At 67.8% G+C, this 21,122-nt stretch carries 15 protein-coding genes; 12 read left to right on the forward strand and 3 right to left on the reverse strand.

The annotated features are described in order from the left end of the window. Positions 1 to 5: 5 nt before the first annotated feature. The 3 genes from CKO28_RS05055 to CKO28_RS05065 all read right to left on the reverse strand — a co-directional run bounded on the left by CKO28_RS05055 (position 6) and on the right by CKO28_RS05065 (position 2,709). Positions 6 to 512, reverse strand: a complete 507-nt coding sequence (locus tag CKO28_RS05055) for a TRAP transporter small permease (RefSeq protein ID WP_200339444.1) — start codon at positions 510 to 512, stop codon at positions 6 to 8. A 159-nt stretch (positions 513 to 671) separates the two neighbouring features. Continuing rightward, positions 672 to 1,679 carry a TRAP transporter substrate-binding protein gene (locus tag CKO28_RS05060; protein ID WP_200339445.1) on the reverse strand — a complete coding sequence of 336 codons (1,008 nt, stop codon included), beginning with the start codon at positions 1,677 to 1,679 and terminating at the stop codon, positions 672 to 674. A gap of 22 nt (positions 1,680 to 1,701) precedes the next feature. Beyond that, positions 1,702 to 2,709 (reverse strand): isocitrate lyase/PEP mutase family protein, encoded by a 1,008-nt coding sequence (locus CKO28_RS05065; RefSeq protein WP_338050051.1) that lies wholly within the window; start codon positions 2,707 to 2,709, stop codon positions 1,702 to 1,704. Between the two features lie 791 nt (positions 2,710 to 3,500). Between CKO28_RS05065 and CKO28_RS05070 the strand changes: the two genes are divergently transcribed. The 12 genes from CKO28_RS05070 to CKO28_RS05125 all read left to right on the forward strand — a co-directional run bounded on the left by CKO28_RS05070 (position 3,501) and on the right by CKO28_RS05125 (position 21,090). Beyond that, the gene (locus CKO28_RS05070) at positions 3,501 to 6,197 is read left to right on the forward strand and encodes a DNA methyltransferase (protein WP_200339446.1); all 2,697 of its coding nucleotides are present in this window, start codon (positions 3,501 to 3,503) and stop codon (positions 6,195 to 6,197) included. Then, positions 6,197 to 8,269 (forward strand): DEAD/DEAH box helicase, encoded by a 2,073-nt coding sequence (locus CKO28_RS05075; RefSeq protein ID WP_200339447.1) that lies wholly within the window; start codon positions 6,197 to 6,199, stop codon positions 8,267 to 8,269. Before CKO28_RS05070 ends, CKO28_RS05075 begins: the two co-directional genes overlap by 1 nt. 7 nt (positions 8,270 to 8,276) lie before the next feature. Continuing rightward, complete coding sequence (locus CKO28_RS05080; RefSeq protein WP_200339448.1) at positions 8,277 to 9,506, forward strand: GIY-YIG nuclease family protein; 1,230 nt, start codon at positions 8,277 to 8,279, stop codon at positions 9,504 to 9,506. Positions 9,507 to 10,198: 692 nt separating this feature from the next. Continuing rightward, positions 10,199 to 11,959, forward strand: coding sequence for a phosphoadenosine phosphosulfate reductase domain-containing protein (locus CKO28_RS05085; protein WP_200339449.1), 1,761 nt, complete (start codon positions 10,199 to 10,201; stop codon positions 11,957 to 11,959). A 200-nt stretch (positions 11,960 to 12,159) separates the two neighbouring features. Next, the gene (locus tag CKO28_RS05090) at positions 12,160 to 13,239 is read left to right on the forward strand and encodes a hypothetical protein (RefSeq protein ID WP_200339450.1); all 1,080 of its coding nucleotides are present in this window, start codon (positions 12,160 to 12,162) and stop codon (positions 13,237 to 13,239) included. Between the two features lie 141 nt (positions 13,240 to 13,380). Next, positions 13,381 to 15,258: a Rad52/Rad22 family DNA repair protein gene (locus tag CKO28_RS05095; RefSeq protein WP_200339451.1), complete on the forward strand. Its 1,878-nt coding sequence runs from the start codon at positions 13,381 to 13,383 to the stop codon at positions 15,256 to 15,258. 7 nt (positions 15,259 to 15,265) lie between these two features. Continuing rightward, positions 15,266 to 15,697 carry a hypothetical protein gene (locus tag CKO28_RS05100; protein ID WP_200339452.1) on the forward strand — a complete coding sequence of 144 codons (432 nt, stop codon included), beginning with the start codon at positions 15,266 to 15,268 and terminating at the stop codon, positions 15,695 to 15,697. Positions 15,698 to 15,866: 169 nt separating this feature from the next. Beyond that, entirely contained in the window at positions 15,867 to 17,696 is a 1,830-nt protein-coding gene (locus tag CKO28_RS05105) for a toprim domain-containing protein (RefSeq protein WP_200339453.1), read from the forward strand. Positions 17,697 to 17,711: 15 nt separating this feature from the next. After that, positions 17,712 to 18,068 (forward strand): hypothetical protein, encoded by a 357-nt coding sequence (locus CKO28_RS05110; protein ID WP_200339454.1) that lies wholly within the window; start codon positions 17,712 to 17,714, stop codon positions 18,066 to 18,068. A 41-nt stretch (positions 18,069 to 18,109) separates the two neighbouring features. After that, positions 18,110 to 18,655, forward strand: a complete 546-nt coding sequence (locus CKO28_RS05115; protein ID WP_200339455.1) for a hypothetical protein — start codon at positions 18,110 to 18,112, stop codon at positions 18,653 to 18,655. A 110-nt stretch (positions 18,656 to 18,765) separates the two neighbouring features. Beyond that, positions 18,766 to 19,470, forward strand: a complete 705-nt coding sequence (locus CKO28_RS05120) for a cyclic nucleotide-binding domain-containing protein (protein ID WP_200339456.1) — start codon at positions 18,766 to 18,768, stop codon at positions 19,468 to 19,470. 144 nt (positions 19,471 to 19,614) lie between these two features. Then, entirely contained in the window at positions 19,615 to 21,090 is a 1,476-nt protein-coding gene (locus CKO28_RS05125; protein ID WP_200339457.1) for an aq_1923 C-terminal domain, read from the forward strand. Positions 21,091 to 21,122: the final 32 nt, after the last annotated feature.

The raw sequence follows: 21,122 nt of genomic DNA on the forward strand, positions 1-21,122 counted from the left end.
CGGGGCTACTCCTCGCCCGACATTGAGGGGTCGCCGGCCCGCACGCGCTGGGCGGCGTCGCCCGCCTTCACCGCCGCCTGCAGGGCCAGCGCGAGCGCGCCGAGCGGGATCAGGGCGTAGGGGATGAAAAGCGGGAAGCTGACGAGGGAGGACGAGCGGTCGTCACCCATAAAAGCCGTCAGGCTCATTTCGCCGCCGTAATAGATCAGCACCCCGGAATAGCCGATGAGAAGGAGGTAGGCGAGCATGTCGGCCAGCGCCCGCCCCCTCGGCGGCAGGAGCTCGCGGACGAAGGTCACCCGCACGTGCCGGTCGCGCTGGAGCACGTAGGCGATGGAGAAAAAGCTCAGGAGGACCAGGAGGTACTCGCTGAACTCGACGGAGTACTGCGTAGGCGCGTTGAGGACGTAGCGCAGGAACACCTCGTGCCCGACCAGCAGAAGCAGCGCCACGAGCGCGGTCTCCGAGATCACCTCGAAGGTTCGGCTCAGGCGATCGGCGATACGGGACAAATACATGGCAATCCGGCGATCACGGGGGCGCGAAGAGCGCGAAAGAATCGCGGATACGCGGACGGGTACGTCCGCGACCCGCCGGGCGGCGGACCGCTACGCCCCCCCGGGTTAAGCGGGCGAGCGGTCCGCCGGTTGCTGGGCGCGGGGTCGGCGGGCTTACTGGTTCTCGCGCGCGAACTCGATCAACTTTTCGGCGCCGTCGACCTCGCCGGTCCACCAGTCGTAGACGGGGGCCATCTCGTCCTTGAACGCCCGAAGCTGTTCGGCGCTCGGCTGGTGGACGTCTACGCCCTTGTCCTCGAACTGTGTCACGGCCTCGTCCAGGAATGTCTGCAACCGATCGAGCTGGTCGGCGCTACGCTCGTCGGCGGCCTTCTGGATGACCTGCTGAACGTCGGCCGGCAGGCTCTCCCACTTGTCCTGGTTGATCACGAGGAAAGTCGTGAAATAGGCCATGTTCGTAATCGTTAGGTGATCCAGCACTTCGTAGAGCTTGCGCCCGAGGCCCGTGAGCAGGGGCCGGGTGGTCCCGTCGATCGTGCCGCGCTGCAGCGCGAGGTACAGTTCGCCCGAGCTCATGGTCGTCGGCGAGGCATCCAAGAGCTGCATAGCCTTGCTCGCGGTGGTGCCGGAGACGGCGATCTTTTTGCCCGAGAGGTCGGCGGGTTGGCGGACCGGGAAGTCCTTGGCGTAGATCTGGTACGGGCCGCCGACGGCGACGTTGAGCACCTTCATGTTGTGCTCGGCGAGTGCCTGGTTGATGCCCTGATCCCACAGGCCCGCGTCCAGGGTCTCCTGGAGCGCGGCCGGCGAGGCCCACATGAACGGCAGGCTGGACACGCCCAGTGCCGGTACCTTGCCGGTGTGATATATGTCGAGCGGGGCCGACATGTCCACGTCGCCGCGCTCGACCGCCCCGAACTCCTCCTTGCCGCCGAACAGCTGGGCGGAGTGGAAGATCTCGATCTCCACCCGTCCGTCGGTGCGCTTCTCGACCTTCTCGGCGAACGCCTCGATCGGCTTGTAAAGGTACTCGTAGCTGGTCGGCCAGTAGGTGGAGAAGGTGAGCTTGATCTTCTCCTGAGCGGCGGCCGGTGAAGCCGCTACGATCCCGGCCAGCGCGATCACGGCGGCGCTCAGGCCGCCTCGACGGGTCATTTTCATGCGTTGTCCTCCCCTTGAGATGTCAGTCTTCTTGATCTTTGGTCCGCTCGGACCCGGCAGCCGCCACATTGTCCGGTTCGTCGGCGTGGCGGCGGTCGAACGCCCACACCTCCTCGAAGCCCATGAGGCGGCTGAAGGCGTCGAAACTGTAGAGTTGATGGTCGAGGCCGGCGCTCGAGCCGGTCGCCACGAGGTCGGCGTAGACCCGTTCCAGCATGGCCGCCGCCGCAAGGAACCCGGTCGCCGGGTAGATCGCCATCCGGTAACCGAACGCCCGCAACCGTTCAGCGGACAGGACGGGCGTTCGGCCGCCCTCGACCATGTTGGCGACGAGCGGCTTGTCGGCTTCCCCGCCGATACGTTCCATCTCGCGCTCGCTCTCGGGGGCCTCCAGGAATAGCATATCCGCCCCCGCCTCGCCGTAGAGGGCGATCCGGCGCAGCGCTTCCTCGAGCCCGTGGGTCGTGCGCGCGTCCGTTCGCGCGATGATGAGAAAGTCCGGATCGTCCCGGCTGTCCACGGCAACGCGGATTTTCTTTACCATCTCCTCTGCGGCCACGACACGCCGGCCGGGCGTGTGACCGCACTTCTTGGGGAACTCCTGGTCCTCGAGCTGGATCGCAGCGGCGCCGGCCTGCTCGTAGCCGCGCACCGTGTGCTGGACGTTCAACAAACCCCCGTAGCCAGTATCCCCATCGGCGATCAGCGGGGCGCGCGTGTGCTGGGCGAGCTGGCGGACTCGGCCGACCATGTCGGTGTAGGTGGCGAGCCCCGCGTCCGGGACGCCCAAGTGCGACGCGACAGTGCCGTAGCCGGTCATGTAAAGCGCGGCGGGGTCCTGAGCATCGGCGAGCCGTGCCGAGATCAGATCGAACACGCCGGGCGCGACGACCAGCGGACCGCCAGCCAGCGCGGCTTTCAACGCCTGGCGCTTGCCCGCAGGGTCCGCAGACGGTTGGGTGACGTTGGTGCCCAGCGTGGCCTCCTTGTTCGGCGCGTGTTTGCCGGATTCGTGTGTACGGCGTGGCACGGCATGGCAACCTGCCAGCTTGGATTACGACCGAGCCTAGCAAACCGACGCGCGCAGCCCAATCGCCGCGAAGTCACTGTCTTTCGCCTCGAGTGGGCGACGCCGACCACCTCGGGCACCCGGTCGGCGAACATCTCCCAGACATCGGTGGCGGAATTGCTCACCAGGCGGTCGATCTGCTTGACGGCATGCTTGGTCTTCATCTCACGGGCCTGCGCCAGGGCCTGTCCGATCGTTCAGACCGCCAGCGACACGCTCGTGGTCACGCCCAGCGACGCTCCGCTGAGGGACTCGATCCGATTGACGTGGAGGTTCTCCCGGAAGGCTAAGTCGAGATAGGCGATCAGACCCTGGTGACGTTCGTCGGTGGGCAATGCGTCGAGCAATACGCGCCGACGTGTGTAACCGGCCAGGCTCCGGTCGGTTACGCGACCGTCCCCGACGCTTTCAAGTCGGCAAAGTGCGGGGCGCCCTAAGGGATACGCATTGTCTGCAAAGAGTTGAAAAAAACCCGTATTTGCCGCTCGCGCCTCAGCGCTCGTGACGTAAACGACCAGCCGCCGTCGGCATCAAGTATCAAGATAAGATAGTGGACCCAGGTTCCACGTAAGCGCGCTTTGTGGTGCGATGAACATCTTTATTGCGACCGACGCCTGCCGACGGCCCACGCATGTTACCCAGGGTGCAATTGACACGAAAGCATCCTGGTCGCATCCCGTGCGTAGACTGTCTCCCGCCCACCCACGCGCGCGACGCCGACACGCTCGACGAATTTTACTGACGAGATCCAGATGACACCTACCGAAATAGCGGACGCGCTCGAGGCCATCGCCGCAAAGCCTTTCGATCCGAACGAACTCCCCTACGCCTTCGCCGCCGCGACCGGCAACGCGCCGGCCACGATTTCGAAGCTGCGTCCGGGGCGGCGATCCCTGAACAAATCCGGACTACCGGGCGGCGTGCTGATGAACCGGAAGTTCCACTACGCGCCGGCCGACCCTGGCGACGTCGAGGACGCGCTCGCCCGACTGCGCTCGGACAAGCAGACGGCTTGCCACGCGCCGGCGATCCTGCTCGCGACCGACGGCGAGGAACTAATCGCCGAGCATCCGGCCTCAGGCGAGACCTTGCGCTGCGCCTACGCCGAGATGCACCGGCATTTCGGGTTTTTCCTGCCGGCCGCCGGCATGACCCGGTTCAAGGCCGCGGAAGAGAATGAGGTCGACGTTAAGGCGACGGGCAAGCTCGCCCGGCTCTACGACGCGCTCGCCCGCAGGAATCCCGAATGGACGTCGGGTCCGCGCCGTCACGACCTGAACCGCTTCATGACCCGGCTGATCTTCTGCCTTTTCGCCGAGGACGTCGGCATCTTCCCGAAGGACCAGTTCACCCGGCTCGTGACCAACCACGCCGGGACGCGGGGCGACGAGGCCCATGTCGCGATCGGACAGGCCTTCGCGGCCATGAACCGTCCGGCCGGAGAGCGCGGAGACCTCCAGGACTGGACCCGCGAGCTCGCCTACGTGAACGGGGGCCTGTTCGCCGGCGCGTCCGACGCTCCCGTGTTCGACCGGGTCGCCTGGGGATGCTTCCAGGAAGCCGCGGGCCTGCACTGGCGGAAAATCAATCCGGACATCTTCGGTTCGATGATCCAGTCGGTCGCCGACGCCTCGATGCGCGGCGAGCTGGGAATGCACTACACGAGCGTTCCCAACATCCTGAAGGTGCTCGGCCCGCTGTTCCTGGACGAACTCGACGCCGAGATCCAGGCGAACTGGAACAAGCCAAAGGCGCTGCGGCGCGTCCTCGACCGCATGGCGCGGCTGCGCGTGTTCGACCCGGCATGCGGCTCCGGCAACTTCCTCGTCATCGCGTACCGCGAGCTTCGGGCGCGCGAGACCAAGGTCCTGAAGCGCCTCGAGGATCTGACCGGAGAACGGCAAATCCAAATGTGGTCGGCGATCAACCTGGACCACTTCTGCGGCATCGAGATCGCCGACTTCGCCGCGGAAACCGCGAAGCTCGCGCTGTTCATCGCCGAATACCAGGCCAACGTGGAGATGGAGGAGCTGTTCGGCGCCGCGACGGAGAGCCTTCCGCTCCACGACGGGGGCCGGATCATTCACGCGAACGCCCTGCATGCGGACTGGGAAGAGGTGTGCGGGGGGTCTGGCGAGATCGTGGTGGCTTCCAATCCGCCGTTCGCCGGCGCGAAGTCTCAGACCCCTGAGCAGAAGCGCGACCGCAACCGCGTGTTCGAGGCCGACGGGATCCAGGGCTACAAATGCCTCGATTTGGTCGCCGCCTGGTTTCATCTGGCGGCCAAGTTCGTCCGGTCGGGAGAGTCCCGGCGGTTCGGGATCGTGGCCACGAGCTCGATCACCCAGGGTCGCCAAGCACCCGCCCTCTGGCCTCATATCCTGAACGACCTGCAGATCAACTTCGCCCACCGCCCCTTCAAATGGCGGAACAACGCCGCCGCCAACGCCGCCGTGGACTGCGTGATCGTCGGATGCCGCAGAACGAGCGACGGGCCCGTCCGGCTGTACGACGACGGCGTGGTCAAGAGCGGCGGCCCGATCAACGCCTACCTGATCCAGGGGCCGCTGGTCTACGGCGGCCAGCAAAGCCGATCCCTGTTCGGCCTGCCACAGATGCTCTACGGCGGCATGCCGAACGACGGCGGCAACCTCCTGCTGTCGGCCGCGGAGAAGGATCGGATCCTCGAGCGCCACCCGGAGGCGGAGAGGTTCCTGCGGCCGTTCGTCGGCACCACGGAACTGATCGAGGGCAAGGAACGCTTCTGCATCTGGATCGAGGACGAGGATCTCGACATCGCGCGCGCGATTCCGCCGATCGCCGAACGCGTCGAGCGGACCCGCAGGCACCGACTGGACAGCACCAACGTGGAGACGCAGAACCGCGCGGGCGTCCCGCATCGCTTCTGGCACCCCGCACCGCCCTCCGCGTCTAACCAGCTGATCGTCGCGAGCGCGTCCTCCGAGCGCCGCCCCGTCCTGCCGGCGGACTTCGCGCCCGCGGAGGTCGTCCCTTCGAACCTGTGCTTCGTGATCCCGAACGCGCCCCCGTGGACCTTCGCGCTCGTCGCGTCGCGCCTTCATCTGGTCTGGATCGAGGCCATCTGCGGCAAGCTCGAGCGCCGCTACCGGTACTCCAACACGCTCGGCTGGCACACGTTTCCCGTCCCGCGCATGACGGCCTCGCAGCTCGACGAGCTCAACGAGTCGGCGCGTCGGATCCTCCGGACGCGCGCCGCGCACCACCCGAAGACGATCGCGGACCTGTACGATCCGGAAAAAATGCCGGACGATCTTCGCGAGGCGCATCGTCGGAACGACGAACTGCTCGAGACGATGTACGTCGGCCGGCCGTTCAAGAACGACACGGAGCGGCTGGAAAAGCTGTTCAAGCTCTACGCCGCTCGGTCGTGGACCCCGGACGCCCGAGCCTCTAAAGGAGCCGCCTGATGGTCGACTTGATCCGCATGACGTACGGCTCGTCCGGTGGCTCCGGCGCGGACGCGCTCGGCATGCGCCCGATGCAGGCGCGGGTCTTCGAGGCGCGCGCGGCCCAGTTCATCCTGCTCAAGGCTCCGCCGGCCTCGGGCAAGTCCCGGGCGCTGATGTTCGTCGCCCTGGACAAGCTGGAGAACCAGGGCGTGCGCAAGGTGATCGTGGCCGTGCCGGAGACGTCGATCGGCAGCTCGTTCGCATCGACGGACCTGACGAGCAACGGCTTTCACCGCGACTGGGAGGTCGAGGATCGCTGGAACCTCTGCGTCTCGGGCGCGGAAAACCGGTCCAAGGCCCACAAGATACGGACCTTCGAAGCCTTCATGGAGTCCGACTCCCTGGTGATCGTCTGCACCCACGCGACCTTCCGCTTCGCCTTCGACGCGCTCGTCAGGAGCCGCGGCGTGGAAGCGTTCGACGACTGCCTGGTCGCGGTCGACGAGTTCCACCACGTCGCGGCCAGCGACGACAACCGGCTGGGCGAGATCCTGCGCCGGCTGCTGAACCGCGAGCAGGCGCACGTCATGGCGATGACGGGATCGTACTTCCGCGGCGACAGCGTGCCGGTCCTGCGCCCGAAGGACGAAGCCAAGTTCCGTTCGATCACCTACTCTTACTTCGAGCAGCTGGAAGGCTACGAGCACCTCAAGTCGCTCGGCGTCTCCTACGCCTTTTACCGGGGCCGCTACATCTCCGCGATCAAGGACGTGCTCGACCCGAACAAGAAGACCATCGTCCACATCCCGCACCGCGGCTCGGCCGAGGCGTTCGACGACAAGCACAACGAGGTTGGCCTGATCATGAACGCGCTGGGCGAGCACGTGGGCCAGGAACAGGAGACCGGCTTCGACCTGGTGCGACTGCACGGCAGCGACCGGATCGTCAAGATCGCCGACCTCGTCGACGACGGCTCCGACCGCGCCGGCGTCAAGACAGCTCTGCAGACCGAGATTCGGGGTCCGGACGGTAGGCGCGATGACGCCGCGGACCGGGACAAGGTCGACATCATCGTCGCGCTCGGGATGGCCAAGGAGGGCTTCGACTGGATTTGGTGCGAGCACGCGCTCACGATCGGCTACCGCAACAGCCTGACCGAAATCGTCCAGATCATCGGCCGCGCGACCCGGGACGCGCCCGGCAAGCCCCATGCCCAGTTCACTAATCTGGTCGCCGAACCCGGCGTCGAGACCACCGTGGTCGCGGATGCCGTCAACGACATGCTGAAGGCGGTCTCGGGTGCGTTGCTAATGGAGCAGGTGCTCGCCCCGAACTTCAAGTTCTACCGCCGCGAGGACGGCGACGTCCGCGAGCCGGTCCACACCGACGGTGAGGGCCGGGTGAACATCGGGGTGCAGGGACTCCTGGAACCGCCGACCGAGCGCAGCCGGGCGATCGTCGAGAACGACATGCAGGACCTCGTCGCCAAGGCCTGCCAGGCGATGGACCGGCGCGTGGTCGGCGACGACGTCGCGCCGGAGGTGGCGACGCAGATGGTCCTGACCGAGATCGTGGAGAACAGCTACGAAAACCTGACGGAGGACGAGACCGAGGCGATCCGCCAGGACCTCGCCGCGCGCATGAACTTGATCCGCGCCGCCAAGCGCGACGCCGAGGGCGACGGGGGCGCGGCCGACGGCGGCGACGCGGCGGCCGGAGACGGCGACGACCCCGGCGTCAACATGTCCCTGATGAACATGGTCAGGCGCTTCATCAACGTGCGCGAGCTCGACATCGACCTGATCGATTCCATCAACCCCTTCCGCGAAGGCTTCGACGTCGCCTCGCGCGCCCTCGATACGCCGCTGCTCAAGACCATCCAGAACGCCATGGTCGCGCAACGCATCCAGATGAGCGAGCGGGAGGCGCTGGTCCTGTGGCCGCGCATCAAGCGGTTCCGGGAGCAGGAAGGCCGCGAGCCCAATCCGCACGCGGAGGACCCGCTGGAAAAGCGCCTGGCCGAAGCCCTCGCCTACATCCGGACCAAGAAGGCCGAGCGCGCCCGCGCGAACGCCGATTCCCAGGAGTGAGCGCCCGATGCCCCGCTACCGCTCCCTCGACGAGGTCTTCCAGGACGAGGACCCCCACGGCCTCCTCGAGATCCGGACGGGCGCCGGACGCGCCTCCGCGCCGGCCGACCGCAACGCGTCGGCGGTGGCGCGCGTGAACGCTTTCTACGAAATCCACGGGCGCCTGCCCGACGAGAACGCGCGCGACGTGGAGGAGATGAAGCTGGGCGCCATCTGGAAGTCGCTCGGCGGCCAGCCTTCCGAAGCCATGCGCGCGGCCGACCGCAACGGCCTTTTGGGCGCCAGGACCGTCTTCGGCCGGGAAGCGACGCCCGCGCGCTCATGGCGCGACGACCCGCCCGAAGAGGAGGTTCCTGCGAGCCTGGAAGACGTCTGGGAGGAAGACGACGAGGACCTCTGCGAAGCCGCGACCGAACTGCGGCACGTCACGCCGGCGGCCGCGCGCGAGCAGCCCGACCACCGCGCGGAACTCTACCCCTGCACCGACTTCGCCACCTTCGAACAGGGATTCCGCGACATGCAGGCGAAGCTGGAATCGGGCGAGCGCACGATGAGCCCGATCGAGGACCGCCAGGAGCTCCCGATCAACGAAGGCGACTACCTGGTGCACCGCGGGCTGCTCGCGTACGTCGCGGAGAAGACCGAACTGTCCCGGCGCGGCGGCAAGCCCGACTACCGGCTTCGCCTGATCTTCTCCAACGGGATGGAGAGCGATCCGCTGATGTCCTCGCTGCGCAAGGCGCTTGCGGCCGACCGGACGGCCCGCAAGGTCGACCGTGCGCGGATGGGTCCGCTGGACCCGACCTGGCGCGCGGACGCGCTCGAGGTTGGCGGGACCATCTACGTCGCCCGCAGCAAGTCGGACCGCCCGGAGATCGCCGAAGTCCGGAACATCCTGCACAAGATCGGCGTCACCTCCCAGAACGTGTCCCGGCGGGTGGCCGACGCGCGCAACGACGCGACCTTCCTGCTGGCAGACGTTGAGATCGTAGCGACCTACGAGCTGCGCAATCTCAGCCGCCAAAAGGTGGAAGACCTACTCCACCGCTTCTTCGAGCCCGCCCGACCGTCGCAATTGACGGTTACCGACCGCTTCGGCAAGCGGGTGCATCCGCGCGAATGGTTCTATGTGCTCCCTGAGCACGTAGGAGAAGCGGCCCGCCTGATACAGAGCGGCACGCTACACCTGTATAGATACGATCCGACGACGCAGAAAATCGCGCGCAAGGACGAGTGATATCCCCGCCCGCTAGCGGTCCAGCCCCGGCGTGACCGACGCGGCAGGGCAGATTGGCAGGGTCTTCCGGCGAGAGTTCTAGCACGGAACGATTTCAGGATCGTCAGAGAGTCGCTCTGCAGGAAGCCCTGCTCCCCACGCCAGCGGCACCGCTTTGTCCTTGCTCTTTATCCAGGCCTCGGCCCGAAGATCCGCGCGCTCGTTACAGGACAGGAGGCCATCAACGCGCCACGAAGATGTCGTCGACGAAGCGCGCATCTGCCGCATCAGTGCCTTCGGCCGATCGGTATGTGCGTGTTAGCTACCCGCATCAGCATGTGGCTGTAGCCTGGCTTAAGTTGATGACCTCAGGTAGCAGAGCGGGCACCAGCACCGATCTGCGTAAGGCCTGTGTGCTCGCTCTCTTTTTGTCGGCGAGTTGGCCTTGCGGCGCTTGATGAAAGCCGCCGGTAGGATGCGCTTGGTTGACACCTAACCATCTCAGCTAATCGGTGGGCACAGGCGCCCGTCACCCGGCCTACTCAGCACCACTCCGTACCAACATCTTGATCGAGATCGTGCCAGAAGATTGGTCATGGATCTTCGTTTCGGTGATAATACCGGTTTATTTAGCCCGCCGCTCTCGTCCTGTGCCCACTTCGCGCAAGCGTGCCCACTTCCCGTGCCAGAAGGCACAACGAGCGGAGTGGAGCATGACGACCGCCGCGCCAGCCGCCCCCGACATCACGGCCAAGGCCGAGCAGGCTATCGACGAGATCGCGCGCGCCCTTGCGCGCGGCGAACTGGTCGCAGCCGCGTTCTCCGGGGGTAAGGACTCATCGGTCGTACTCGGGCTCGCCCTGCAGGCATGGACGCGCGTCCGGGACGAAGGCACCGCCCCCTACCCCCTGATCGTCGTCAGCGGCAACACAGGGATCGAGAACCCGGCCGTACACGCCGCGCTGCTGGAGAACCACCGGCTCCTCGAGGCTCATGCGCGCCACCGGGGAATCGACCTGGAGGTCGAGCTTAGCCAACCGTCAGTAGCGGACTCCTACCTGGTGCAGCTGATCTCGGGACGCGCGCTGCCGACCTGGACCAACACCAGCCACCGGGCCTGCTCGGTGGCACTCAAGCTCCAGCCGGGCACCCGGGCCGTGCGCCATGCCTCGGAACGGGTCCAGCGGCGCGTCAGGGGAAAGGCTGGCGCCCTGGCACCGCTCGTCCTGGTCGGAAGCCGCGTGAGCGAGAGCGCGCACCGCGCGGGCAGCATGACCAGCCTCGGGGTTCATGACGGCAGTGCCGTCGACAGCGGCTATGGCACGCGCACGCAGGCCCCGATCGCTGGCTGGAGTGCCGACGATGTCTGGGAATGGTTGGCACTGGCCTCTGACAGCGCCGACCCGCCGTTCCAGGCCTGGCGGCCCGACTTCGAGGAAACCGTCCATATCTACCGGGAGTCCGCCGGGGAATGCCCGGTGGTGGTCGGCGACCGCGGGCCGAAGGCGGCCTGCGGGGCACGTCACGGCTGCGCGCTCTGCACCGCGAGCGGGGCCCGCGACCGGAGTTTGGAGCAGATGCTCACCCACAAGCGAAACGCCTACATGCGGGGCCTGAACGAGCTGCGCAACTGGCTCGCGAACAGCCAGTACCGCTGGGACCTGCGCGCAGGGATCCGTCGCCGTCGGCAGGACGGTCGGGAGATCGTCCGGATCGGTCCCGGCACCTACAGCCCCGATACCTGCGCCGAGCTTCTGGCGATGTGCCTGACCCTCGATCAGCGGGAGCAGCGGCGCGCCGAGACCCTGCGCACCGACCTGGATGCCGGCGGATACGGTGACGCCTACCTTTCCTCGCGCTGGCTGGTCGACGGGGTCTGGGACCGGCATTACGCCCAGCGCATGGTGACCCCTCAGTTCCGTCTGATCGACACCGCCATGCTGACCGCGATCGACTTCTACTGGGCGCTCAACGCCATGCACCCGCCGTTCCACGCCTGGCGGATTTTCCGTGCGGTCTGCCAGCGGGGCTGCGAGGTCGATGTGCGGCCGCTTGAACCCGGTCGTCGCGACGCAGAGCGCCCACGCGAGTACGAGATCCCGGCGCCAGGGATGAACGCCTATGAAGGCCTGCGGGACCACTGCGCCGAATTCGCCCTGCCAGAGACGCATGCGCCGCGCCCCTACGGCCGGGTCTGGGCCATGGAGCACGACGAATCGCTGGCGCTCGAGATCGACGCGGAAGCCGTCGATCTCTGGATGAGCTTCGAGCTCGACGATCTCCTCGAGCACCACGCCGACATGCGCCCGTTCGCGGCCGCCGCCTTCTATCTGCGCAACGGGCTGGTCTCGATCCCGCGCGGCCGGGCCGCGGTGATGGATGGCATCGCCCGGCGCGGCCAGTGGATCTGGGACAACGGCGGGTGGAACCCCGCCGCGCTACCTGCCCCCGCGACCCGCACACGCGCCGCCTGACCGCCCGCGCCTAAAGCATAAGAGGGTGAGGCCCTGGGCCGAGCCCTGACCCCATCTTCCCTCTGGAGACGAGTCAGGTTCCGTTCTTGGAGGCCCGCGTCCGGACGCGGCGGGTGGTGGACCGACCCGCCGCGTCCCGCCCGCGGCCCCGCGAAAACCGGATTCTACCGGTTTGATTACGGTATAAAGGAGATGATCAGATGCCTTTCGACGCGCCATCGACGACCGTCGAGCTCGCCGGCGCACGGCACGCGCCGCTTCTGGTGCCCTACGGCGACCGCGAGCGCTGGCTGGCCGCCCGCGCCGCCAGCCTGGACGCCTTCGAGGTGCCCGCGCTGTTCGAGCGCGTTCAAGAGGACAACGAGGAGGACACCGACCCCGATCATCGGGACGAGGGGGGCGAGCCGGTCTCGCCCTACGCCTCCCCGCTGCTGCTATACGCCTACAAGAAGGGCCTGCTGACCCGAGATCAGAACGGCGCCGGCGCGCGGGCCCAGTGGAGCCAGGCCTTCAAGCCGATCATCGCCCAGGAGATGGCGGACCGTGAGGGCTGGATCATCCGCAAGCCCGAAGGCTACTACCTCCATCCGGATCTGCCGCAACTGGGCGCGCGGCCGGCTTGGGAGGTCGATCAGACCGGCGGGGACGTTTACGTGCCCTACGAGATCAGCACGGTCGCGGGCGACCAGGCCTGGAAGTGGAAGAACGCCATCGGCAGCTGGGTGATCCCGGCGCACCTGCAGTTGAAGCTGCAGGCCCAGCTCGCGGTCACCGGCCACGAGTACGCCGTCCTGGTCGCCCTGATCGGCGGCTGTCAGGACCAGACGTTCACGGTCGAGCGCGACGACGAGCTGATCGCGGAGATCCTGGAGAGCACCCGGGCCTTCTGGGAGTGCGTCGAGGCCGACGAGATGCCGGAGATCAACTGGGACCGGGACACCGACGTCGTGAACCGTCTCTATACCAAGATCAATCCCGATCTACCGGTTCTCGACTGGCGCGACGACGAAGAAGCGCAGCAACTGGTCCACGACTACCGCCATCACTCGATGATGGAAGGCTACCACAAGAAGGAGAAAGGTAAGCTCTCCTCCCGCCTGAAGCAGAGCCTGGGCGAGCACAAGGCGGCCAACCTGGGCGATCTCGTGGTGACCACCTACGAGGTGGCCCCGCAGGAGGTCGTCCAGAAGAAGAAGGGCTTTCGCGGCATGCGGGTCAACAAGCCCAAGGCCGCTCATGCCGGCAAGAGCCTCGACGAGGTCACGGGCGAGAACTCCTAGCCCGCATCCGGCCCTGGTGGGATCTCCCGCCGGGGCCGGAATCCCCGATCGCACCCATTTTCCAAGCAATCGACGACCGCCCGCGCGTGGGTTCCCGCGCCGCGGCGCACCCGCCCCCGACCGTGAGAGGTGAAGCCTGCCATGAGTAAGCGACGCAACCGCGCGCAGCGCAAGAGCCGCAACCAGACCCCTCGCCAGGCGACCTCGACCAAAACCGCGACCTCGCAGGCCTCGCAGGCCCCGGAGGTGCAGAACGCGTCGGCGCCGTCGCCCGAGGCGATCGTCGCCGACGCGCGCGCGACCAGCGTCGCGGACAGCGCCGCCGTCGATGGCGCGAACACGGGCCCGATCTCCGGCAGCCTGAATCCAAACGAGATCCCGAAGGGCAATCCCTCACTCGAGGAGATCGCGGGCGCGCGGGTCACCGCGCCGAGCCCTTCCGAGGTGGCCCCGGCGACCGGCGACCCCGAAGACCAGGCGCGGATGACGGCAGAGATCGACACCCATCTCGACAAGGCCTCGAAGGCGCCGGACCGGGTTGTCTGCTACGCGCCCACCACGGTCTTCACGGACATGCAGCGCCGCCTGCTGTTCACCAAGCTGCCGGAGAGCGCGCTGCGGACCTTCGAGACGATCGACGGGCAGCGTGTGATCTACGTGCCGGCGGTCGTTGTAGACTATCTCGCTAACCGCGTGTTCGGCGAGATGTGGTCGTTCAGCTACGAGATCACCACGATCTACCACGACGTCGACTGCCGGCGGGGCGCAGGCGCGGACGCGAAGTTCGTCGTCTTCTGCTTCGCCTGCAAGGGCCGGCTGGTGATCCGCAACGCCGATGGCCAAGAGGTCGTGCGCGAGGCCGAAGGGATCGGCCGGGCGCGCGGGCGAATCGGTGACGAGGCCGACATGCGCGCGGCCGTGGAGATCGCGCGCAAGGGCTGCGTGACCGACGCCCGCAAGCGGTGCTTCATGACCTTCGGTGACGCGTTCGGCGGCTACATGCTCCGCGACGCGGACAACGTCATCCAGTCGGTCAAGCAGGACCAGAAGGCGCGCGCCGCAGACGGTGCGGCCAAGGACACCGGCGGCAAGGCCCCCAACCGCCAGCCGGCGAACAGCCAATCCGGCGGGGGGCGCAGCGGCGAGAAGAAGCGGCTGGTCATCTACAAGCCGGACGGCACGAAGGCGAAGGCCGTGGATACGCCATCCGACTACCGGACCTGGTTCAAGGACTACCTGATGAACCACTGCGCCGACGAGCGGGCGGTTCGCCTCTGCGCCGAGCAGAACGAGGCGAAGACCTTCCGGGAGCTTGACCGCGAAAGCGTGCAATGCTGCCGGGAGATCGTCGACGAGGCCCTGCTGGCGAAGAAGGGCGCTTCCAGCCGCCAGACGGCCGACCAGTTCGAGGGCGTCGAGCCGTTCCCGGCCGCGGCGGCCAAGACCGACCCGTCAACCGGCGGCTCCGAGACGGCCGGCGCCAAGTCGCGGTCGAGTACCAGCACGACGGATAAGGCCGGCTCCAGTGGGTCCTCGACGAAGGGGACGCCGCAAGCCACCAGCAAGACCGAGGGCAAGACCGCCGGGAAGGGCAGCGAAAAGGGGGACGACAAGCCCGCTTCGCCAGCGCCCAAGCAGTCAGCGCAGACTGAGCGGCCCGGTTCGGCCGAGACCCAGCCCGAGGCCACGGCCACGGGGCCCTGGCCGGCCCGCGGCACGCCCGACCTATCGCAGACCCCCGGCTGGAACGCCAGCAAGTTGACTGACGAGAAGTCGGCCGGTGAGTGGCTGATCGAGGTGATCGACCACGCCCACGACCCGGACTTGCTCTACCAGTTCGAAGGCGAGGCGGATCCGCTTCTCCAGCAGATGACCCCGCGCTTGCGCCGCATGCTGGCGGGCAAGTTTGGGCGCACCCTCGCGCGCCTGCGGTGCGAGACAGCGCCGGAGGAGATCGACCCGCCGCACGACCCGGCCGACGACGAGGCCAACGCCGGGCCGGATGCCAAGCAGGCCTGATCAAGCCATGGCCCGCGCGTCGGATCTGGCCCTTGCCATATCTGCCCTCGCCCTGCCCACCGCGCCGCCGCCCCAGAGGTTGGCGGCGCGGCCTCGGTACGAGGTCGTGGCCGCGCTCGATGATCTGACGCGCAGCCTTCCCGGGCCGGTTCCGACCTGCACGCCGGCCGAGGAAGATGTCGCACGGCGTCTGTTCGCGGCCGCGCAGGCGGCCGCCGATCGACTGGCGGGCCTGCAGGCGCGCGTGCTGTCGCACCCGCCGGAGCTCCTTGCCCTGGACTACCGCGACGTCCTGATCGAGACGCGCGACGAGGCGCGCCTGCTGGCGCGCGATCTATTGATCGCCGGGTGCCATCCGGATCGCCGCCCGGCCCTCGCCGGCGACCTCGCGGCGGCGACGGTCGATCCGCTGACGGTTCTCGCCGTCACCGCGGCCTGACCCGAGTAAGAAAGCGCTTAAAGCGGTAATACCGATGTAAGTGCGTAAAGCAGTGCAAGCGGTCTGGCGGGCGCGGTCAGACCGGCGCGTTTCCGTGTCTACAGGAAACCCGCGGGCCGTCCGCGCACCCACCTTCCCGTCAGAGACATCTTGATCGGATCGCCACCCCATGTCGTTACGTCACAAGCACCGTCCCGACCGGATCCCGGTCTCGGAGATCGCCGAGCGGCTGCGCGCCGCCTGTGAGGACGCTGCTGCCGAGATTCTGCGGGAAAAGCCAGTCAAGGAGACCAGCGGGGAACTGCGCTTTTTCCCCAAGGGCGGGCTCGTCGTCTGGCGCCAGGGGCACAAGCGCGGGCGCTGGCGCAACTTCGGCAGTGACGAGGGCGGCGACATGCTGGCGCTGTACGAGTGGCACTACAACGCCACCACGGCCGAAGCAGTCGAATGGGCCAAGGGCTTTCTCAAGATCGACGAGGCGAAGCCGCTGCCGCCGCTGCCGCCGCGGGATCGCGAGAAGGAGGCCAAGGAGGCCAAGGAAAAAGAGGAGAAGCGCCTGCGCGCCGCCAACTTCATATGGCGGACCAGCCGGCCCGCCGCTGGCACGCCCGCCTCGGCCTACCTCGCTTCCCGGGGCATCACGATGGACCTGCCGGATAGCGTCGGGCACCGGCGCATCAACGCCAACGGCATGGAGAAGATGGGGATCGACCCCACGCGCTTCCCGGAAGGGCTCGACGCCGCGGTGTTCCAGTCCACTGCGCCGGACGGTCAGACCCAGGCCGTCCAGCAGGTGCTGCTCTACCAGGGCGCGAAGGCCGATCTGCAAGACAAGAAGCGCACCAACGGCATCATGCTGGGGTCGGCCGTCAAGCTGGCGCAGCCCGACAGCGACCTGATCCTCGCGGAGGGGCCGGAGACCGGCCTGTCCACCTACCAGGCCACCGGGATCGCCACCTGGATCCTGCTGGGGGCGCAGAACTTCACCCGCGTCGAGATTCCTGCGAGCGTCACGCGGATCGTCATCGCCGCGGACATCGAGGCGAGCGGCAACGGGCTGGCGATGGCCGTGCGCGCTGCCTCCTACTGGCGGATGCAGGGCTATCAGGCCGCGATCGCCCTGCCCTCTGATGGCATCGTCGACCTCGACGACGGCGACTTCAACGACGTGCTCACGCGCGCCGGCGAGGGGGCGGTCCGCCGCGCCATCGCGATGGCGCACGCCCCGCAGCGCGCCCATCGGGACGACGCGCCCTGGATCGTCGTGCGCAATCCGTTCGACGGCTTCGCGCTGTGGCTGGCTACTGGCTTCCCGGTCAAGGCCACCGTTAAGGCGATCCGCCGCAACCAGCTGGCCGAGCTCGAGAAGGCCGTCGTCGTGGGCGCGCTCGACGCCGAGGACGATCCGCTCGAGGACTACGATCCGGTGGCGGGTCAGGCGCTCTACCACGTCGACCCCAGTTCGCTCGCGGTGCGCGATCTGCTCGAGATCGGCGGCACCGACGCTGTGGTCCGATTCCTGTTTGCGGCCGCCCCGTTCGACCGCGAGCCGCTGTACGGCCTAGAGGCGCTCGCCCTCAAGCCAGACGCGCCGGTGATCGTCGTGCAGAGCCGGCGTGCGCTGCAGGCCGGCCGGCGCCTATTCCCCGACGCCGCCGTGATCGCCCACAAGGTCGGCGAGGTAAAGGCCGCGGATTACCATTGGGCGCCGCTCAAGGGCCGCCGCGTGGTAATCGCTCCGACCAACTGCCGGCTCGGCCTGCAGCAGGGCGACGAGGTCGCTCAGCTCGCGCTGGCGGCCGGTGCCGGTCCGGTCGAGATCATGGACTGGCCCCTTTACCTGAAGTCGGCGTCCGGCTACCGCGCGCTCTACCGCGAGCTCCCGGCCGGCTACGACCTGGCCCACGCGCTCGGCGACGGCTGGACCGGCGACACGGCCGGCGAACTGCTCTCCCTGACCCAGCGCGTGGCGCCCCTTCAGGCCGCGTGGGCTGCCTGACACCCGGAGACCGTCGTGAACTTGACCCACGAGCACTGCGCGACCCCGGAGCATCCGCGGCTGGGCGATGACGTCCACGGTGTCGTCGAGGCGTATCAGCAGACCCTCAGGGTCGACGTGCTCGCCTATCCAGATGGCTCCCGCGTCGTCCAGCAGGGGAGCTTCCGGATCGCCACCCACGGTTGCCTGCAGCCGGCGATCGAGCATGCCCAGGCGGTGGCGAACGAGAGCCTGAAGGAATTGATCCAGACCGGCGACGTCCTGGTCGGGCCCGACAGCCTGTATCTGCCAGGCGACGCCGTGGGCGCCCGGCCGCCAGCGGGGCCGCCACGGGTGCGCACGCGCGGCCCGCGCCTCGCCGACTGGATCTGAGTCACCGCCTAAAGAGCGCTCAGGCACACAGGAGATATCCGATGTCCGCGACACCAACCCTAACGCCCGACGCCACCAGCCACCGCGCGCCGGCTGCCGTTTGTCATCCCGCGAGCCCGGCCATGGGGCCGGCGCACGCCTACGACCCCAACGGCCTGATCGCCCGCTTTCCGGAGTTGACCGCGCGCGTCGTAGCCGACCCGGACGACCGGAGCGACTGGTACATCGTCCAGCACGCAGGCCAAGCCCCGGAGCGTCACGACGCCCTCGAGGACGCGATCGCCGGCGCCCAGGCCCGCGTCGACTGCGCCTTCCTGACGCTGATCGAGGCCGGCCGCATTTTAGTGGTCGACGGCCAGGCCCGCCTGCCCGGCTTCGTCGCCCCGGCCGATTGCCGGCGGGATCCCGCCGAGCGCATCGCGGAACTGCTCGCGTCCGGCAACCAGCATCTGTACCGCCGGCGCGAACTGAGCGACGTCGCCCGCGATCTCGTGGCCGCGCTGCGCGCGGCCGATCCGGATGGGGCCCGCCAGGAAACCCGTGCCGCGCTCGCGCGGGCCCGCGCGCTCGGTATCGCAGCCGATTGATCGGGCCCCTCCAGATTTCCAGACCGATCCCACGTTCCTTGCATAGGCGTTAACCGGCCTTCAACGCCGGCGACCGTACGACAAAAGGACGTCACCCGGGAGAAGCATCCGTGGTTGCCACGAAGACCGAAGACAAGTCGCTCTCGACCGTAACGCTGTTACAGGATCTGCCCGCCGAGACGCGCGCGCGGATCGCCGGCCGGTGCCGCTGGCGGCGGTTCGGCCCCGGTCAGGTCATCATCGAGCCGGAGAGCGTCGACCGCGACGTCTTCTTCATCGCAAGCGGGCGCGTCCGGGTGGTCAACTTCGGTCCTCAGGGGCGCGAGGTCAGTTACTGCGACATCGAAGCCGGCGGCTCGTTCGGCGAGCTCGCGGCGATCGACGGGGGTCCCCGGTCGGCGCAGGTTCAGGCCCTGGACAACGTCCTGGCCGCGGCACTCGACGCCCGGACGTTCCGCCAACTGGTCGAGGAGGAGCCCCGATTCGCGATGGCGGTGATGACCCGTCTCGCGGGCCTCGTGCGCGCCTCCTCCACCCGGATCCTGGATATCTCCACGCTCGGCGCCCACAACCGGGTGCACGCGGAGCTGCTCAGACTTGCCCGCCTGGGGGAACGTGAGGACGGCACCGCCCGGATCGAGCCGATTCCGCAGCAAGCCGAGCTCGCCGCGCGCGTCTCCACGGTGCGCGAGACGGTCGCCCGGGTGATGAGCGACCTTAGCAAGCGCGGCATCCTGCAGCGCGACAAGTCCGTCCTGGTGATCACCGACATCGAGCGCCTGGAGGACTTGGTCGACTCCGTTCACGACGGCTGAGCGGCGGCAACCCGCGAGGGTCCCGCGCGCAGCTCTCTCTGCCCCTTCGGCCGGCGATCCGGGCACCCGCGCGCCGTCACGTCAGCGCGCCCGCCTCCACATCCATGGCGGCACTCTCCCTTTCCTCCGTCGACAGGATACCACATGAAGAAGATGCTGCTGGCGACCGGCGCCGTTGGCACCGCGATTCTGAGCGCGGGCGGTGCGTACTACGCCGTCACGCAGACCGCCGAAAGCCAGGCCAAGGCCGCGGTCGAACGCTTCCAGGCTTCGCTGCCGGAAGGCGCCACTATAAGCTACAGCGCCATGGAGGTCGACGCCGCGCGGCAGGGCGTCACCCTGAGCGACCTCGAGATCGCGCTGCCGAACGACGACCGGCTGAAGGCGGCCTCGCTGTTCCTGGGCGGTGTGGCGACGGATTCGGCCGGCGCGCCCGAGACCATCGCCGCGCTCGAGGCGACCGAGCTCACGATCGACCACGACGGCAGCAACGTGATGCTCGCCAAGGCCGAGATCAGCGACCTCGACGTCAACAGCCTGGAGGCGATCCGCGCCGGCGCGCCGGACGCCTTTCCCGCGCTTGGCGAGGCCAAGCTCACAGGCTTTGTCGTGAGCGAGACCAACGGTGCGGAGCTGCTGGCTTCGGCCGTCTACATCCACGATCTCGGCGACCTGAAGGCCGACGTCATCAACGTCTGGGACCTCGAGATCATTGTCCCGCATCGTGGCGACGTCATCGAGCCTGTGTTCATGCAGAACAACGTTGTCACCTCGCCGGTTGCGCCAGACCTCCTGCCCAAGCGCTTCCGGCTCGACGAGGGCTCCTTCAAGGATATCGACTTCGGGGCCCTGCGGGCGCTTCAGGAGTCCGATGACCCCGCACGACTGGTCGACGCGCTGATCGAGGACAAGCTGCCCAAGATCACGGTGACCGGCATGGAGATCCACGAGGACGACGCTCAGAGCTTCGGGGCCGAGCTTCTGCTGTTCGACGTGACGTCCGCGCGTCCGGGCGGTTTCGACCTGATCGCCGAGCTGCGTGGCGCGTCGATCAAAACCGAGCATCCGCGCCTGGCCGACCTGCGCCGGCAGGTTCCGGACATGGACCAGATGGGTTTCAGCTTCCGGACCGCGCAGAGCTACCTCCCGGGCGAGCAGCAGTTCGACATCCGCGACTTCTCGTTCAGCGTCGATAAGCTGCTCGCCTTCAAGACGCAGATCAGCATCGGCGGCGTTCCGGACCTCAAGACGGCGGGCGAGATCGAGCAGATCCGCGACCCGCGCCTTCAGGCCATGACGCTGTCCGGGTGGTCCTTCGAGATCACCGACAAGGGCGTGCTCGACCGCGCCGCGGCCAAGCGCGCTGAGATGACCCGCGCACCGGACGCCGCGGCCGCCCGCGCCCGGATGGCACAGGACCTGCGCCGTGACATCCAGCGGCGCGGCAAGCCGGACCAGTACGGCGTGCTGGCCGACTTCATCGAGCAGGGCGGCACCCTGCGCGTGACGGCCGAGCTCGAGCAGCCCCTGCCCCTGGTCGAGATGATCTTCATGGGCATGCTCGACCGCGCCTCGATGGCCGAGCGACTCGACCTGAGGTTCTCGCTCAGCGGGAATTAAAACGAAACCTCTGGGCTGCAGGATGCCGGTCG

The organism is Rhodovibrio sodomensis, from assembly GCF_016583645.1.
Taxonomy (GTDB): Bacteria; Pseudomonadota; Alphaproteobacteria; order Kiloniellales; family Rhodovibrionaceae; genus Rhodovibrio; species Rhodovibrio sodomensis.

Coding starts and splice junctions, on each gene's coding strand:
- CKO28_RS05105 (WP_200339453.1), top strand. CDS start 15,867: ATGTCGTTACGTCACAAGCACCGTCCCGACCGGATCCCGGTCTCGGAG.
- CKO28_RS05075 (WP_200339447.1), top strand. CDS start 6,197: ATGGTCGACTTGATCCGCATGACGTACGGCTCGTCCGGTGGCTCCGGC.
- CKO28_RS05070 (WP_200339446.1), top strand. CDS start 3,501: ATGACACCTACCGAAATAGCGGACGCGCTCGAGGCCATCGCCGCAAAG.
- CKO28_RS05060 (WP_200339445.1), bottom strand. CDS start 1,679: ATGAAAATGACCCGTCGAGGCGGCCTGAGCGCCGCCGTGATCGCGCTG.
- CKO28_RS05085 (WP_200339449.1), top strand. CDS start 10,199: ATGACGACCGCCGCGCCAGCCGCCCCCGACATCACGGCCAAGGCCGAG.
- CKO28_RS05095 (WP_200339451.1), top strand. CDS start 13,381: ATGAGTAAGCGACGCAACCGCGCGCAGCGCAAGAGCCGCAACCAGACC.
- CKO28_RS05090 (WP_200339450.1), top strand. CDS start 12,160: ATGCCTTTCGACGCGCCATCGACGACCGTCGAGCTCGCCGGCGCACGG.
- CKO28_RS05100 (WP_200339452.1), top strand. CDS start 15,266: ATGGCCCGCGCGTCGGATCTGGCCCTTGCCATATCTGCCCTCGCCCTG.
- CKO28_RS05125 (WP_200339457.1), top strand. CDS start 19,615: ATGAAGAAGATGCTGCTGGCGACCGGCGCCGTTGGCACCGCGATTCTG.
- CKO28_RS05115 (WP_200339455.1), top strand. CDS start 18,110: ATGTCCGCGACACCAACCCTAACGCCCGACGCCACCAGCCACCGCGCG.
- CKO28_RS05080 (WP_200339448.1), top strand. CDS start 8,277: ATGCCCCGCTACCGCTCCCTCGACGAGGTCTTCCAGGACGAGGACCCC.